At 62.6% G+C, this 15,891-nt stretch carries 12 protein-coding genes; 6 read left to right on the plus strand and 6 right to left on the minus strand.

All coding sequences use genetic code 11. From position 1 onward, the window contains the following. The first annotated feature begins 5 nt into the window (after positions 1–5). The gene (locus FGE05_RS07710) at positions 6–1,886 is read left to right on the plus strand and encodes a sigma-54-dependent Fis family transcriptional regulator (RefSeq protein WP_139643357.1); all 1,881 of its coding nucleotides are present in this window, start codon (positions 6–8) and stop codon (positions 1,884–1,886) included. A gap of 10 nt (positions 1,887–1,896) precedes the next feature. On the opposite strand, the gene FGE05_RS07715 is transcribed toward FGE05_RS07710, so the two are convergent. The 3 genes from FGE05_RS07715 to FGE05_RS07725 form a co-directional block, all read right to left on the minus strand. Then, on the minus strand, positions 1,897–2,229 hold the full coding sequence (locus FGE05_RS07715) for a hypothetical protein (RefSeq protein ID WP_373682438.1): 333 nt from the start codon (positions 2,227–2,229) through the stop codon (positions 1,897–1,899). 103 nt (positions 2,230–2,332) lie between these two features. Continuing rightward, entirely contained in the window at positions 2,333–3,544 is a 1,212-nt protein-coding gene (locus FGE05_RS07720) for a cytochrome c biogenesis protein DipZ (RefSeq protein WP_139643363.1), read from the minus strand. A 95-nt stretch (positions 3,545–3,639) separates the two neighbouring features. Then, a complete protein-coding gene (locus FGE05_RS07725; RefSeq protein ID WP_139643366.1) occupies positions 3,640–3,903 on the minus strand; it encodes a DUF2790 domain-containing protein in 264 nt (87 codons plus the stop codon). A 232-nt stretch (positions 3,904–4,135) separates the two neighbouring features. Here FGE05_RS07725 and FGE05_RS07730 point away from each other — a divergent pair, with 232 nt between their 5' ends. The 4 genes from FGE05_RS07730 to FGE05_RS07745 all read left to right on the plus strand — a co-directional run bounded on the left by FGE05_RS07730 (position 4,136) and on the right by FGE05_RS07745 (position 11,304). Continuing rightward, positions 4,136–4,876, plus strand: a complete 741-nt coding sequence (locus FGE05_RS07730) for a response regulator (RefSeq protein ID WP_139643369.1) — start codon at positions 4,136–4,138, stop codon at positions 4,874–4,876. Further along, positions 4,873–6,195 carry an ATP-binding protein gene (locus tag FGE05_RS07735; protein ID WP_139643372.1) on the plus strand — a complete coding sequence of 441 codons (1,323 nt, stop codon included), beginning with the start codon at positions 4,873–4,875 and terminating at the stop codon, positions 6,193–6,195. Before FGE05_RS07730 ends, FGE05_RS07735 begins: the two co-directional genes overlap by 4 nt. Before the next feature lie 591 nt (positions 6,196–6,786). Further along, positions 6,787–8,586 (plus strand): thiamine pyrophosphate-requiring protein, encoded by a 1,800-nt coding sequence (locus FGE05_RS07740; protein WP_139643375.1) that lies wholly within the window; start codon positions 6,787–6,789, stop codon positions 8,584–8,586. Between the two features lie 144 nt (positions 8,587–8,730). Beyond that, a complete protein-coding gene (locus FGE05_RS07745; RefSeq protein ID WP_139643378.1) occupies positions 8,731–11,304 on the plus strand; it encodes an EAL domain-containing protein in 2,574 nt (857 codons plus the stop codon). 140 nt (positions 11,305–11,444) lie between these two features. On the opposite strand, the gene FGE05_RS07750 is transcribed toward FGE05_RS07745, so the two are convergent. From FGE05_RS07750 to FGE05_RS07760, 3 genes are all read right to left on the minus strand, one after another. Then, a complete protein-coding gene (locus FGE05_RS07750) occupies positions 11,445–12,491 on the minus strand; it encodes a class I SAM-dependent methyltransferase (protein WP_139643381.1) in 1,047 nt (348 codons plus the stop codon). A 272-nt stretch (positions 12,492–12,763) separates the two neighbouring features. Then, positions 12,764–13,849 carry an alpha/beta fold hydrolase gene (locus FGE05_RS07755; RefSeq protein WP_139643384.1) on the minus strand — a complete coding sequence of 362 codons (1,086 nt, stop codon included), beginning with the start codon at positions 13,847–13,849 and terminating at the stop codon, positions 12,764–12,766. Between the two features lie 299 nt (positions 13,850–14,148). After that, complete coding sequence (locus tag FGE05_RS07760; RefSeq protein WP_139643387.1) at positions 14,149–15,156, minus strand: NAD(P)-dependent oxidoreductase; 1,008 nt, start codon at positions 15,154–15,156, stop codon at positions 14,149–14,151. Positions 15,157–15,266: 110 nt separating this feature from the next. Between FGE05_RS07760 and FGE05_RS07765 the strand changes: the two genes are divergently transcribed. Next, positions 15,267–15,875 carry a TetR/AcrR family transcriptional regulator gene (locus FGE05_RS07765; protein WP_241801905.1) on the plus strand — a complete coding sequence of 203 codons (609 nt, stop codon included), beginning with the start codon at positions 15,267–15,269 and terminating at the stop codon, positions 15,873–15,875. Positions 15,876–15,891 lie beyond the last annotated feature (16 nt).

The raw sequence follows: 15,891 nt of genomic DNA on the forward strand, positions 1-15,891 counted from the left end.
CAGTCATGCTTTCCGCTCACTCCAGGGCCCATGTGGATTGCGTCAGCCGCGTCGTGAAGAACGCGGACCAGTTGCCACAGCTGCCCGTCCCTGACCTGATCCTCGACTCCTGGCGTCGCTCCATGGAGCAGCATCACCTCGACCCCGGCTCGTTGCAGGGCCCGCGCATCCTGTCCGAGGATGTGCTCAAGCAATGCCGGGAACGCTCCGAGCTGTTCCTCAATATCGCCAGCGAAGAAGTGGCGCGCCTCCATGGCCGGGTACGGGATGCCGACTACTGTGTGCTGCTGACCGATGCCCAGGGCCAGACCATCGACTACCGTGTCGAAACCGCCATTCGCAATGACTGCCGCAAGGCCGGGCTTTACCTGGGCACCTGCTGGTCGGAGGGCGAGGAAGGCACGTGCGGCGTGGCGGCGGTGCTCACGGCCAAGGCGCCGGTGACGGTGCACAAGCGCGATCACTTCCGCGCCGCGTTCATTGGCCTGACCTGCTCCGCCGCACCGGTCTTCGACCCCCAGGGGGAACTGCTCGGGGTGCTGGATGTGTCGGCGGTGCGCTCACCGGATGAGCGCCGCTCGCAGCACTTGATCCGTCAGATGGTGGTGCAGAGCGCCCGGGAAATCGAACAGGCATTCTTCATGAGCAGCGCCCAAGGCTATTGGGTGCTGCGAGCCCATCGCAACGCCGGCTACGTCGACAGCCAGCCCGATTATCTGTTCGCCTGGGACGACGACGGCTGCCTGCAAGCCCTGAACCCCGCCGCACGCCAGTACCTGCTGCAGCAGTACGGCCAGTTGCCGCAGCACATCAGCCAGGTCTTCGATCAACAATGGTTGCACCGTGCCCGGGATGAGAGTCTTTATCCCTTCGGCCGTCAGGGCGCCGAGTCGCCCCTGCATGGCCGCGTGAGTGCACCGCGGCATCGGGCGCTACCGCGTGCGCGGGTGGCGATGGCGTCGGTCGACATCGATCCTCGCCTGGCCGACAGCCTGCGCCTGGCGGTGCGGGTCAAGGATCGCAACCTGCCGGTGTTGATCCAGGGCGAAACCGGCGCCGGCAAAGAGGTGTTCGCCCGCCAATTGCACCAGGCCAGCCAGCGTCGTGAGCGCCCTTTCGTCGCGCTGAACTGTGCCGCGATTCCTGAAAGCCTGATCGAAAGCGAGTTGTTCGGCTACGTGGCCGGGGCGTTCACCGGCGCCTCGAGCAAGGGCATGCAGGGCCTGTTGCAACAGGCCGACGGCGGCACGCTGTTCCTGGATGAAATCGGTGATATGCCGCTGGCCTTGCAGACCCGCCTGTTGCGGGTGCTGGCGGAGGGAGAAGTGGCGCCCCTCGGTGCGTCGCGCCGCAAAGCCGTGGACATTCAGGTGATCTGCGCCACCCACCGCGACCTGGAAGCCCTGGTCAGCGCCGGTGAGTTTCGCGAGGACCTGTATTTCCGCCTGGGCGGTGCCCGCTTCCAACTGCCGCCACTGCGCGAGCGCAGTGACCGGCTGACGCTGATCAACCGCATTCTCGAGGAAGAATCGAGCCGTTGCGGCGGCGCCGTGCAATTGAGCAGCGGCGCCCTGGAATGCCTGCTCGGCTATCACTGGCCGGGCAATGTCCGTCAGTTGCGCCATGTGCTGCGCTACGCCTGCGCGGTGTGCGAGAGCTCCGTGATCCAGCGCGCTCACCTGCCTGAGTCGTTGCACGGCACTCAAGACGCCGCTCCTGCGCCGGAACCCAGTGCCAGCCCGGAACGCCAGGCCCTGCTCGACGCCCTGGTGCGCCATCGCTGGAAACCCACCGCGACCGCCCGGGCGCTGGGCATTTCCCGGGCAACCCTGTACCGAAGGGTGCACCAGCATGGCATCGACATGCCTGGCCGAAGCCCGGCATGAACGGAATTGATTAGCGGCGCGCCAACTCGTGACGCACGCACTGCTCGTAGTAGGTCTGCTTGACCGCGGCGGGCTTGAGGCGAGACGTGCTGTCATAGGTCTGTTCGGTGATGCCCAGGGCGGTCATGCGCATCCATGGCCGGGGAAACTTGCGCACTTGCAGCTTTTTCCGGGCGCCGTACAGGGAGACACCGGAGAGTTTGGAGGCTTGTGCGCCCGCCGCGATGTCCGCGCCCCAGCGACATACGGACTGCTGGTTTTGCGTCAGCGCCCGGGCCTGGGTGTCGAGCGATACGCTGGCCAGGAGAGAGGTTGCCACGACCCATATGGCCGCGCCCCACATAGAAAATCGCATAGGTTTGTCGTCCAACGTTCTGAAATAAAAGAAGTTTGACAACCTTCAAACGAACGATGGGCCAGTACTCGACTGGCCCTTCGCCACAGCTTTACTGGCTCGCCTTGGCCTCCTGCAGCAACTGTTGGATCACCTGCTCCTGCTCGCCGTAGCGGCCTTCGCCGAAGTGGCTGTAGCGCACCTGGCCCTTGGCATCGATGAAATAGTGCGCCGGCCAGTACTGGTTGTTGAAGGCACGCCAGATCGCGTACTGGTTGTCGATGGCCACCGGGTAGTTGATGTCCAGTTTGCGTACCTGCTGGCGTACGTTGTCGATGATCTTCTCGTAGCCGTATTCCGGGGTATGCACGCCGATCACCACCAGGCCGTCCTTCTCATACTTCTTGGCCCATTCGTTCACGTGGGGCAGCGTGTGCTGGCAATTGATGCAGTCGTAGGTCCAGAAATCCACCAGCACCACCTTGCCCTTCAGCGATTCGCTGTTCAGCGGCGGCGAGTTCAGCCATTGCACCGCACCATCCAGCGAAGGCATGGCGCCCTGGGAATCGAGGTTCGGCATCGGGTTGGCGCTGGCCTTGCTGACCACGTAGTCGATTGCCTGTGGCACCTTTTCCAGCACGCGTTGCTCCAGGCTCGCGGCGCTTTGGGAGGAAGTGTTGGCCAACAGCCGATCATCGACGCCGGTAGCGATCGCCACGGCCGCCAGCAGCACAACCACTCCGCTGCCACGACGCAACCACGCGGTCACCGGCAGCGAGAGCTTCAGCCGTGCGGCCAAGCCACGTCCGGCGAAGATCAGGGTTCCCAGCGACAAGGCACTGCCGAGGCCGTAGGCCAGCAGCAACAGACTGGTCCCGGCGCTGGCGCCCTGCAGCATGGCGCCGGTCAGGATCACCCCGAGTATCGGTCCGGCACAGGGCGCCCAGAGCAGCCCGGTGGCGACACCGATCAATACCGATGCCAACGGCCCATCCAGTCGCCCGGCACCCGCATCGACGCGATTGCCCAGGCTGACCAGCGGCCGCGCCAACCAGATGCCAACCCGGCTGAAGATCAGCGACAAGGCGAACAGCACCATCACCCCCAGGGCGACCTGCCGTCCCACGCTGCTGGCACGCAGCACCCAGTCACTGCTGACCACCGCCAGGCTCGATACCAGGGCGAATGTCAGCACCATGCCACCGAGGGTCAGCAACATCGAGCCCGGCGTACGGTTGGCCCGGGCGAACAGAAACGGCACCACGGGGAGAATACAAGGGCTGAGGATCGTCAGGATCCCGCCGAGGAAAGCGATAAGAAGCATGGCATCACCTCATGGGCAGTCAGGCCGTCTCGGGCCACTCTTGAAATTTTATCGATTAAAAACAGTTAGTTATTAATCATTATTAATGTTTAACCTCAATTATCGTTATTGCAGTGGTCAGCCAACTTGCGGTATTCCAGTGCTTGGTGATGCCCCGCCGAATCCAGGTAGGTCATGTGGGCATTGACCACGCCGCAGGCAGGCCCGGCGTCTTCGGAGATGGTGAGCACCTTTTGGATGTCCAGGTGGCTGCCGTAGGCGTAGGTCTGCGCCTGGACATTGCTTTCGGCCCGGGCCGACAGGGTGCAGATGTTCAGTGCGGCGAAAAGGCAGGCGGCGTAGATGGCTTTGGTGTTCATGGCGGTATCCTCGATTCATTCAATGGGTGTGTTTGCTGTCGAGGCCGTGTGTGTCGCCTCGTTGGGAGCCATTGAATGCCCCTGAGGTATCCCGCCTGTATCGAGCCAGGGGGCTTTTTGCATCGCTGTGTATCCGCCGGGCGCCAGATACACTGCAATACAAACCGCCGCGAGCCGGGCCCGCCGGCCCCTGTATTCTGATCACAACGAAACGCCGAGAGGACTGGACACCATGGATCATGTCGATCACGTATTGATAGTGGATGACGATCGCGAGATCAGAGAACTGGTGGGCAACTACCTGAAGAAGAATGGCCTGCGCACCACCGTCGTCGCCGATGGCCGGCAGATGCGTGCCTTTCTGGAAACCACGCCGGTGGACCTGATCGTGCTGGACCTGATGATGCCGGGCGATGACGGCCTGGTCCTGTGCCGGGAACTGCGCGCCGGCAAGCACAAGGCCACGCCGGTGCTGATGCTCACCGCCCGCAACGACGAAACCGACCGCATCATCGGCCTGGAAATGGGCGCCGACGATTATCTGGTCAAACCCTTCGCCGCCCGGGAGCTGCTGGCCCGGATCAACGCGGTATTGCGCCGCACCCGCATGTTGCCGCCCAACCTGGTAGTGACCGAAAGCGGCCGCCTGCTGGCGTTCGGTCGCTGGCGCCTGGACACCACGGCGCGTCACCTGCTGGACACCGACGGCACCATGGTCGCCCTGAGCGGCGCGGAATACCGGCTGTTGCGGGTGTTCCTCGACCACCCACAGCGAGTGCTCAACCGTGACCAATTGCTGAACCTGACCCAGGGCCGGGACGCCGATCTGTTCGACCGCTCCATCGACCTGCTGGTCAGCCGCCTGCGCCAGCGTCTGCTGGATGACGCTCGCGAGCCGGCCTACATCAAGACCGTGCGCAGCGAAGGCTATGTCTTCTCCTTGCCGGTGGAAATCCTCGAGGCTGCGACATGAGTCTGCCGCTACGTTGGCCGCGCACCCTCGCCTCGCGGCTGTCGCTGATTTTCCTGGTCGGCCTGATCCTGGCCCAGGGCTTGTCGTTTGGCGCCCAATATTACGAGCGCTACCAGACCGCCAAGTCCACCATGCTCGGCAATCTGGAAACCGACGTCTCGACCTCCGTCGCCATCCTGGACCGCCTGCCCGCCGCCGAACGCCCGGCATGGCTGCCCAAGCTCACCCGGCGCAACTACGGTTACCTGCTGAATGAGGGTCAACCCGGCCAACCGATAGCCCGTGAAGACGCGCCGATCTCGGTGAATTCGATCGAGGACGCCATCGGCCAGGCCTATCCCCTGACCTTTATCGACATTCCGGGACCGCAGAAGCATTACCAGGCGCACCTGCGCCTGAGCGACGGCAGTCCGCTGACCATCGACGTCCGGCCGGCCATGATGCCCCTGTCCCCCTGGTTGCCGGTGGTGTTGCTGGGGCAGTTGGCGTTGCTGATCGGCTGTACCTGGCTGGCCGTGCGCATCGCCGTCGGCCCACTGACCCGGCTGGCCCAGGCCGTGGAAACCCTCGATCCGAACGCCCACAGCGTACGCCTGGATGAGCAAGGCCCGACCGAAGTGGTCCATGCGGCCAAGGCGTTCAATGCCATGCAGGACCGTATCGCCGCCTATCTGAAGGAGCGCATGCAGTTGCTGGCGGCGATATCCCACGACCTGCAGACCCCCATCACCCGCATGAAGCTGCGGGCGGAATTCATGGATGAGGGCATTGAGAAGGACAAACTCTGGAGCGACTTGGGTGAGATGGAGCATTTGGTGCGCGAAGGCGTGGCCTATGCCCGCAGCATCCATGGCGCCACCGAGGCCAGCTGTCGAATCAGCCTGGATGCGTTTCTCGACAGTCTGGTGTTCGACTACCAGGACACCGGGCAGGATGTGCAGTTGTCCGGAAAGAACGCCGCCGTCATCGACACCCGCCCCCATGCCTTACGCCGGGTGCTGGTGAACCTGGTGGACAACGCGCTGAAGTTCGGTGGCGCGGCGCGGATCGAGGTGCAGGCCGAGAACAATGGCCAACTGGCGATCCAGGTCCTGGACCGCGGCCCCGGCATCAACGAGCAGGAACTGGCCGAAGTGCTCAAGCCGTTCTACCGGGTGGAAAGCTCGCGCAACCGTGAAACCGGCGGGACCGGGCTGGGACTGGCCATCGCCCAGCAACTGGCCACGGCCATGGGCGGCTCACTGACCTTGAGCAACCGAGAAGGCGGCGGCCTGTGCGCCGAACTGCGCCTGAACCGCAGCACCTCGTTCGGCAGTTGACCTTGGGCTGACCGGCCTACCGCTATCGCGAGCAGGCTCGCTCCCACAGGTTTCCGAGGTGTTCACCCAATGGCGTAAACCCTCAATCCCCCGTGGGAGCGGGCTTGCTCGCGAATGCGGTGGCTCAGCTTGCATCAATGCTGGCTGTACTGCCGTCTTCGCGGGCAAGCCCGGCTCCCACAGGTTCCGCGGGCGTCCACCGAATCGCGTACACCATAAATCCCTTGTGGGAGCGAGCCTGCTCGCGATAGCGGTGGCTCAGTTTGCATCAATGCTGGCTGTACTGCCGTCTTCGCGGGCAAGCCCGGCTCCCACAGGTTCCGCGGACGTTCACCGAATCGCCTACACCATAAATCCCCTGTGGGAGCGAGCCTGCTCGCGATAGCGGTGGCTCGGTTTGCGCATTCTTCACCGGCAAGCCCCACTCCCGCGTGTATCCGCGACGCCCTCTATGCCATGAGCGCCAGCCGGCCATCGCCCCTCGCCTTCGAAAATCGAAACCTTGGAAGACTTGCGTCGGTCCAGTCCTGTGTAGCCACCCAACGCTGCACGCCGCCCCCAGCGGCTGCGGCCCAGCAATGAGGGACAGACATGAGCATGACCGTCGGTGATTTTCTGGTGGAACGTCTTTATGAATGGGGCGTTCGCTGTATCTATGGGTATCCGGGCGATGGCATCAATGGCGTTTTCGGCGCCTTGAACCGTGCCAATGGCAAGATTCGCTTCATCCAGGCCCGTCATGAGGAAATGGCCGCGTTCATGGCCTGTGCCCACGCCAAGTTCACCGGCGAGCTGGGGGTGTGCATCGCCACCTCGGGACCGGGTGCATCGCACCTGGTGACGGGCCTCTACGACGCCCGGATGGATCACATGCCAGTGCTCGCCATCAGCGGCCAACAGGCCCGCGCCGCTCTGGGCGGGCATTACCAGCAGGAACTGGACCTGGTCAGCCTGTTCAAGGATGTGGCCGGGGCGTTCGTCCAGCAGGCCAGCACACCGTCCCAGGTGCGTCATCTGCTTGACCGCGCCGTCCGCACCGCCGTCGGCGAGCGCCGTGTCACCGCGCTGATCCTGCCCAATGACCTGCAGGAAATGGAATACACCCCACCGCCTCGCAAACACGGCACGGTTCACTCCGGCGTCGGTTACCGCAAACCCAAGGTCGTGCCCTACGAAGAAGATCTGCGCCAGGCCGCCGAGGTCCTCAATGCCGGCAAGAAAATCGCCATTCTCGTGGGCGCCGGTGCGCTACAGGCGACAGACGAAGTGATCGCCATCGCCGAAAAGCTCGGTGCCGGAGTGGCCAAGGCGCTGCTCGGCAAAGCCGCGGTGCCGGATGACCTGCCCTGGGTCACCGGGTCCATCGGGCTGCTGGGCACCGAACCCAGCGACAACCTGATGGCCGGCTGCGACACCCTGCTGATGATCGGCTCCGGTTTCCCCTATGCCGAGTTCCTCCCCCCCGAAGGCCAGGCCCGAGGGGTGCAGATCGATATTCAGCCGGACATGCTCAGCCTGCGTTACCCCATGGAGGTCAACCTGCAAGGCGACTGCGCCGACACCCTGCGCGCCCTCCTGCCGCTGATCGAGGAAAAGGCCGACCGTGCCTGGCGCAAGAAAATCGAGCACTGGCGAGCGGATTGGGACAAGACCCTGGAAAAACGCGCGCTGGTGTCGGCTAAACCGATCAACCCGCAACGGGTCACGTTCGAGCTGTCCCCCCGGTTACCCGATCGGGCCATCATCACCTGTGACTCGGGCTCCTGCGCCAACTGGTATGCCCGGGACATCCAGATCCGTCGCGGCATGATGTGTTCGTTGTCCGGTGGCCTGGCGTCCATGGGGGCTGCGGTGCCCTATGCCATCGCGGCGAAGTTCTGTCATCCGCAACGGCCGGTCATCGCCCTGGTGGGGGACGGCGCGATGCAGATGAACAACATGGCCGAACTCATCACCGTCGCCAAGTACTGGCGCACCTGGGCCAATGGCACCTGGATCTGCGCGGTGTTCAACAACCAGGATTTGAATCAGGTGACCTGGGAGCAACGCGTCATGGAAGGCGACCCGAAATTCGAGGCGTCCCAGGACATCCCGGACGTGCCTTATCACCTTTTTGCCGAATCCATTGGCCTGAAGGGCATCCTTGTCGAGCAGGAGGACCAGGTCGCCGCGGCCTGGGAGCAAGCGCTGGCGGCCGAACGCCCGGTGTTGATCGAATTCCGGACCGACCCCAACGTGCCGCCCCTGCCACCTCATATCAAACTGGAACAGGCGAAAAAATTCGCCTCGACCCTGCTCCAGGGTGACCCTAACGAGCGAGGCATCGTGGTGGAAACCGCGAAACAGGTCCTGGGCGCCCTGCTGCCGGGCCATCGCAAGGATAAGGAGTAAACGCGTCCGCGACAGTCATCGCGCACCCGCGCCGATACTTGACCGTTTAATCAAGTTACCGAGTGTCAGGTCAGTTAAGTTAATTGGCCTGGCAGCCGATACAGAGGCGTGCGGGATATTTCGCGTTTAGCTGATGACTTGTTTATGACTGAAGATGCAGGCAACGACTCCACCGACTTTTCCCCGGGCAAGCCAACCCGAAGCTTCACCCGACGCACCTTCCCGGCCATCATGTTCCTGCTGTTCGTCATGTCCGCGCTGGCAATCGCCGTGTTGCTCAACATCACCGCTGCCCAGGACAAGCGTGCCCGGGAACAGAGCCTGTTTTTTGCCCAGCGGGCCCTCGACGGCATCCGCACCGGCATCGGTCGCGACCTGAACGACTACTCCAAATGGAGCGATGCTTACCGGCATCTGCACCTGACGGTGGACAAGGCCTGGGCCTACGACCAGGAAAATGTCGGTAGCAGCGTCTATTCGCTCTACGGTTATCAGGCCGTGTTCGTTATTTCCCCCAAGGGCAAGACGGTTTACTCGGTGATCAATGGCGAAATGAGCGAGGCCGATGCCAACACCTGGCTGACAGGCGACCTGCAAGGCCTGAGGAAGACCGCCAGCACTTCGGAAAACCGCGATGAAGTCATCGTCAAGTTGCTGCATCACGACGGCGCCCCCGCATTCGTCGCCGCGTCGGCCATTACCACCGGCACGGACAACAGCGTGCGAGAGATGCCAGGACCGCCCAGCCTGATGCTGTTCGTGAAAGTCCTCGATCCGGCCTCGTTGCAGAACCTGGCAAGGGACTTTGCCCTGCCCGACGCCTACATCGCCCATAAGCCGGGGCCGGACGGAACCGCCGAATTATCCCTTGGCGAAAGCATCCACGAGGCCCTGGCCTGGCGACCGCCAACCCCCGGCAACGATCTGCGCAAGGTCCTGTTGCCCTTGCTGGTGCTGGCGCTGCTGATCCTGGGGATCCTGGCCCTCGCCGTGTTGCGCCATGCCCTGATGATGCTGCGCGCCCAGGAACACCAGTACGACAGCCTCCTGGCCCACCGCAAGGCGCTGGAACGTAGTGAAGAACGCTTCCGCGACATTGCCGAAGTGTCCTCCGACTGGCTGTGGGAGGTCGATTCGGCCGGGACCTTGACCTATCTGTCGGAACGCTTCGAGCAAGTGACCGGATTCAGTCCCGCCGAGTGGCTGGGCAAGCCCCTGCACCGCCTGCTGCACCCTCACGGCGGGTCGATTTCCATTGCACAGTGGCTGCTCGGCGGCGCCAACAACGCGTCATCGAACCCGCTGTTGTGCGAGTACACCGCACGCAATCAACGCATACGCACCTGCAAACTCTCGGTCCGCGCCATTGAAGCCGGCGCCCTGGGGTTTCGTGGCACCGCCACCGATATCACCGATGAACTGCGGGCATTGGCCCAGATCAAGCATCTCTCTTTGCACGACCCGCTGACCGGGTTGGCCAACCGCAACCGGCTGTTCGATTGCCTCAGCGAGTACCTGGACCCGGTCAGCGGTGTGTCGCTGGCGGTGTTGAACCTGGACATGGACCGCTTCAAGCCGGTCAATGACTCCCTGGGCCATGCCGTGGGCGACAAAGTGTTGAAGGAGGTGGCCCATATCCTTCTGCAGAACGTACGCGACTCCGACCTGGTGGCCCGTCTGGGCGGTGACGAGTTTGTCATTGTCATGCCCGAACCAGGCAATGCCCACGACCTCGATCAACTTTGTGGACGCCTGATCGACTGCATGCAACGCCCCATGCACCTGGACGGCAATACCCTGTACCTGGGCGTGAGTATCGGTGTGGCCTGGGCGCAACCCGGGGACAGCCGTGCCGATGAGCTGTTGCGCCAGGCCGATATCGCCTTGTATGCGGCCAAGGCAGCCGGCCGCAACACCTGGCGCGTCTACGTGGAAGCCATGGGTAACGTGGCCCGTGATCGCCGGCGCTATGAACAGCAACTGCGTGACGCCATGCACCGGGACCAGTTGGAACTGCGTTATCTGCCACGTTTCGATATCAACGCCGAGCAGTTGTACGGTTTTGAAGCCCAGACGTTCTGGCACCATCCCGAAAAAGGTGAACTGGGTGGTTCCGACTTCATTCCGGTTGCCGAAGCATCCGGCCAGTTGGAAGAGTTGGGGGCATGGATGTTGGTCAACGTCTGTGAGGAAGCGGCGAGCTGGCCGACACCCGTCAACGTATCCATTGCGGTTTCGCCGAAATGGTTCAGCAGCAACTTCTTGCTCAATCAAGTGCAGACAGCCCTTGAGACGAGCGATCTGGCCCCCCATCGACTGACCCTGGAAGTGGCCGAGGGCATTCTGCTGGTGGACCACAAGACCGTCGCCACCACCCTGCATGCCCTCAAGGACCTGGGGGTGCGGATCAACATCGATAAGTTCGGCACCAACATCGCCTCCCTTCGCGAAGTCTTGAATCAACCGTTCGACGGCATCCGCTTCGATCGCAATATCCTTTCGCAATTGGGCCTGGAGCATGATCAAGAAGGCGTCCTGGCGATGATCCGACTGAGCCGCAGCGTGGGACTGATGGTCACCGCCGAAGGGATCGAAAACGCCCGCCAATTCAGACAATTGCGCAGCGTTGCCTGCGACCATGTCCAGGGCCCCTACTTCGGCTCGGCACTGGCCCGCTCGGAAATGGCCTCGTTCTTCACCACACCCCGGTGGCTATAAAGCAGCACCGATAGCCTTGCGTGGGAGCGAGCCTGCTCGCGAAGGCGTCAACACAGCCACCTTTGCCATCAACGGATGGACCGCTATCGCGAGCAGGCTCGCTCCCACAGGAGTCCAAGTGAGTACGTGTCCCCGCACGACTACTTGCGAGCCTCCAGGATCAGGTTGAAAGGCGTCTCCGCTGCCCGCCGGAAGTGCCTGAAACCCGCCTCGGCAAATATCTCCCGCAACCTCGCCTCCCCGGCCTGCGCCCCCAGGCCCAGCCCCACTTCCTGGGACAGCGAGTTCGGTGTACAGATGAACGTGGAAGCGGCATAGAACAGTCGTCCGACCGGGGTCAGGTTCTCGTCCAGCGTGTCTTTGGCATAGGGCTCGACCAGCAGCACCGTGCCGTCTGCCTTCAGCGACTGATAGGCGTGCTGTGCAGCGCCAACCGGGTCCCCCATGTCGTGCAGGCAATCGAAATAGCAGATCAGATCGTAATCATTTCCCGGGAAGCTCTTCGCGGTGCTTTGGACAAAGCTGACGCGGTCGTCGACGCCGCCCTCTTTGGCACGCTGCGTCGCCGTGGCGATGGAGGGTGCGTGATAATCGAACCCCACAAAGCGCGAGGCCGGAAAAGCCTTCGCCATGACGATAGTCGAAGCACCATGCCCGCAGCCGATGTCCGCCACCTTCGCACCGGCAGTGAGCTTATCGACGACACCTTCCAGCGCCGGCAACCATTGCGACACCAGATAGGATTTGTACCCGGGCCGGAAAAAACGCTCGGTACCGTGGAACATGCAGGGATGGTGGTCACCCCAGGCCAGCCCTCCATCTCCGCGCATGGCCGCCACCAGTTTGTCCTTGTCGTGGAACATGGACGCGACCACCATGACGCCGCCCGCCACATACACCGGCGAATCCTCGATGGCCAGCGCCAATGCCTGTTCTTCAGGCAAGACGAACTGGCCCTCGTGGTGCTCCATGTACCCGGAAGCCGCATGGGCGCTGAGCCATTCCTGGATCAGACGTGGATTGCAGCCCGTTCTGGACGCAAGTTCCTGGGAGGTGACCGGCCGGCTATCCGCCATGGCTTTATACAACCCGAGTTCATCGCCAACCATCACGTTGGCGAGCATTGCCGAGGCGCCCATGTCGGACACCAGCTTGCCCATGAACTCGTTAAGTTTTGCCTCGTCCATTACGTACCCTCCTGTGAGAAGGCCACCGTCGACACGGGCATGCAGGACCTGAAAACTGTAGCGGTGGTCGGATGGATTGACACGCGGCTGCGCGCTGCCGCATCACCGAGTGGGAAACACCTGGCAAACGTGGGAACACGCGCCTGCCTACCCGCCCAATGATCTGGGCGGGCTTTCAGTCTAATCCTGGAGGAGCGCTCATGGTGCCTGACGCGACACTCGGTGTGCTCGCTCTTCGCGAGCAGGCTCGCGCCCACAGGCGTCCGGGTTATCTATAGGCTGAGCCGCACTTCCGTCAACCGTTGGGCACGTGCCTCCGGACTGCCTGATGGTTGCGCGAGAAACTCGGTAATCAGCGATGTAATCTGGTGCTGGATCACCCCACGCGGACGACCGTTGTCACCGTCGCGGCAAATGATGCCATCGCCAGGTACGTCCTCTTCCAGCAACGCCTGCGCGCCAGGCTTGCACATCGACAGGAAGCTGAAATGGCTGGCATCGCTGATTTCGATGTAACGGTTGGACGCCGGCGCCAGGCGTTTTGCCAGGTTGGCGGACTCCAACTGGGCGGGAAGATCGTGAGACGCTACGCCGGCGGCGATCACCAGCGTGGGCACTTGTAGCATTGCCAGGCTTGCATCGGTCAGGCCTCGTGAAAGGCCCAGGTCCAATGTGACCACTGCGGTGACACGTTCATCGCGCCAATCGGCGGCCAGCGCCGCCTTCGATTCCGAGCTGCTTGCAGGGTTTATCTGTTCGTAGACAGTGCAACTGCTCAATTGCGGATGAACCTTGCAATCCTCGGCAAAGCGGTCCGGATCAAAGCGCGCCCCCGCGACCTCCAGTGCAGTCCAGCCGCCCAGGGAATGGCCCACGACAGCAATTCGGCGCTTCGCGACCACGCCGAACTTGTCAGGTTGGGTGGTCACCGCATCGATGACCCGGCGCAGATCCTCGGGACGTTTCCACAACTGCGCCGCGGCTTGGGGACTACGGTCATGGGTCGTGGTGCCGGGATGGTTGACCGCCGCCACGATGTAGCCCCGATGGGCCAAAGCACTGGCCAGCCAGGTCTGGTTGCCCCAGTTGCCCCTGAATCCGTGGGAAAGCACCACCAACGGGTGCTCGCCTGCGGTTGGCGGCGCATTCCGAACAGCAGAACTACCGACAAAGACCACGTCATCGGCGATCAACTGCGCGGGCGCGGTGGTTGGACTGGGGTACCAGACGACCATCTCCAGTTCACGGCCGTTGTGCGTGTCCGGCAGTGTCGAAGCGTAGAAACCGATAGGGCTTTCATCCGCGAGCGCGATGGTCGTCATGCAGGTCAGAAGCAAGGCGCCGAAAGTTGTTTTCAATGTTTTTATCTTCCTTGATCAGAAAAAGCGCGGAAACTTGAACGCGCTATCAGGCGCGGTCTTCACCCCATTGGCGGTGAAGATAAGTCGCACGGGCATTAAAGCCCATCTGGCATTCCCGCACATAGTTTTGATAACCAGCTCAACGGGCAATTTGAAGGAGCGACACGCTCGTATTTCGCGAGCAGGCTCGCTCCCACAGGGTCCGGTATCGTTACACAAATACCAGAGATTTCACCGATCCCATGTGGGAGCGAGCCTGCTCGCGAAAGCGGCGCATCCGTCGCTGAAAGACCGAATCATTCCACCGCCAGCTCGCGCAACACGCCCCCCTCCTGTTCCAGGCGTTGTTGATACGTCGCCGCGTTCAGCAGTTGATAGGGAAAGCAGAGGCCCGGCGCGGTAGGCGGCTGTCCGTCCAGGCCGAGCAGCCGTTCAAGGAGCAACGCGATACTGAGGCCGGTCAGCGGTGCCGTGCCCGCCGGGTGGACGAGTGCGTGGCGTGTGCGCAACGCTTCGCCCTTCTGGTCCTCGCCAGCCAGTTCGATGATGATCTCTGTCGACATGGGTTCACCCTGACGTCGGGTCGAGCTCTGTCCGATGGCCATGTTGAACTGGACATTGGGCGCACCCGTGGCCGCTGCCAACCCGACGACGTCGATCGAAGAAAACCCGCTGGCTTCGATGTCCCTGCCATCCACCGCGCGGAAGCTGGCCTTGGCTTCTTCGCCTTCGCGCCAGACATACACGCCCTCACGCCGTGTCAGGGCAGCGGGAAGCATCCTGTTCAGGTGTTCGAAGTCGGTCGCGACCGTCGGGCCTCCAGTGTCCTGTTCATCGACCAATGCACTGATCCTGATGTCGTGCACACGGCTGAAGGCCTCGGCCACCCTCAGCGTCGATACCGTCGTGGCGCCGACCATCCATTCGTACCCGAGGACGATCGGCGCGGCATCGGGCCGGTGCATGTACGTCGCGATTTCCGGTGCGATCTCGAAAATGCCGGAGGATATGCTGAGGTGCGGCACGCCACGCTTTTGGGCGTAACGCAGTCCCGCAAGGGCACGGTCCATGTAGAAAACCACCACGCCGCTGACAGCGCGATCACCGAGCCCCAGGTCGTCTGCCGAAGCATCGATCAGCACGCCCTGGGCGTTGCCGAACTGTTCCGCGGCCCGTTGGGCCTTAGTGAGATCGCGGCCACCGATCAACAGCGGCACGCCGGGATGGGCGGCGCGCAGTGCCTGGGCAGTATGATGGCCGATGGCGCCAGAACCGCCCATGAACAGGATAGGATCAAGAGTCATGGTATGTTCTCCTTGCGTTGGGAACGAAACCTACCATTAGTAGGAAGAGTCATCCCGAACATACACCTCGATACCTACCATTGGTAGGTTTATTTATCTGGAGCGACGAAGTGCAAACCGACATCGAATCCCCGGGCGCCTCTTCTACCCGCAGGCTTTCAAAAGCCGAGCGGCGGCGACAGTTGCTGGATACCGCCTTGCTGGTCGTGCGCGAAGAAGGCGCCGACCGCTTGACCCTGGGGCATCTTGCGGTGCGCGCAGGTGTGTCCAAGCCGGTGGTCTACGATCATTTCGGCACTCGATCGGGCCTGCTGATCGAGCTCTATAAATGGATCGATGCCGAGCGGGTCAACGCGTTCCGTGACGCGATGGCAGGCACCGAGCGGCCTCTGGAGGAAACCGCGCAGATGCTCGCCAGTGCCTATATCCAATGCGCGGCAGACAACACCGACGAGTTCTTTGCCGTCGGTGCGGCGCTGGCGGGGAGCAACGAAAAAGCCGCGGTTTTCCAGGAATTGCTGGATAACTGCGTGCAAATGTTCAGCAGTGTGCTCAAGCCCCATACCGCGCTGCCCGCGACCGAACTGGAACGGCGTTGTACCGGTCTGGTCGGTGCAGGAGAAGCGCTTGCAGGAGCCTTGATGCGCGGTCGGCATGACAAGGACGAAGTGACCCAAGCGTTCGCGGCGCTTATCCGCGGCGTTTTACGGGAGACGTGAGGCCTGGACACTGGTG

It is taken from the genome of Pseudomonas sp. ICMP22404, assembly GCF_006227205.1.
Lineage (GTDB): Bacteria > Pseudomonadota > Gammaproteobacteria > Pseudomonadales > Pseudomonadaceae > Aquipseudomonas.

Bases quoted from the DNA above. Each gene is read 5' to 3' on its own strand.
- FGE05_RS07715 (WP_373682438.1), bottom strand. From the start codon at position 2,229: ATGTGGGGCGCGGCCATATGGGTCGTGGCAACCTCTCTCCTGGCCAGC.
- FGE05_RS07730 (WP_139643369.1), top strand. From the start codon at position 4,136: ATGGATCATGTCGATCACGTATTGATAGTGGATGACGATCGCGAGATC.
- FGE05_RS07745 (WP_139643378.1), top strand. From the start codon at position 8,731: ATGACTGAAGATGCAGGCAACGACTCCACCGACTTTTCCCCGGGCAAG.
- FGE05_RS07725 (WP_139643366.1), bottom strand. From the start codon at position 3,903: ATGAACACCAAAGCCATCTACGCCGCCTGCCTTTTCGCCGCACTGAAC.
- FGE05_RS07720 (WP_139643363.1), bottom strand. From the start codon at position 3,544: ATGCTTCTTATCGCTTTCCTCGGCGGGATCCTGACGATCCTCAGCCCT.
- FGE05_RS07740 (WP_139643375.1), top strand. From the start codon at position 6,787: ATGAGCATGACCGTCGGTGATTTTCTGGTGGAACGTCTTTATGAATGG.
- FGE05_RS07760 (WP_139643387.1), bottom strand. From the start codon at position 15,156: ATGACTCTTGATCCTATCCTGTTCATGGGCGGTTCTGGCGCCATCGGC.
- FGE05_RS07735 (WP_139643372.1), top strand. From the start codon at position 4,873: ATGAGTCTGCCGCTACGTTGGCCGCGCACCCTCGCCTCGCGGCTGTCG.
- FGE05_RS07750 (WP_139643381.1), bottom strand. From the start codon at position 12,491: ATGGACGAGGCAAAACTTAACGAGTTCATGGGCAAGCTGGTGTCCGAC.
- FGE05_RS07710 (WP_139643357.1), top strand. From the start codon at position 6: ATGCTTTCCGCTCACTCCAGGGCCCATGTGGATTGCGTCAGCCGCGTC.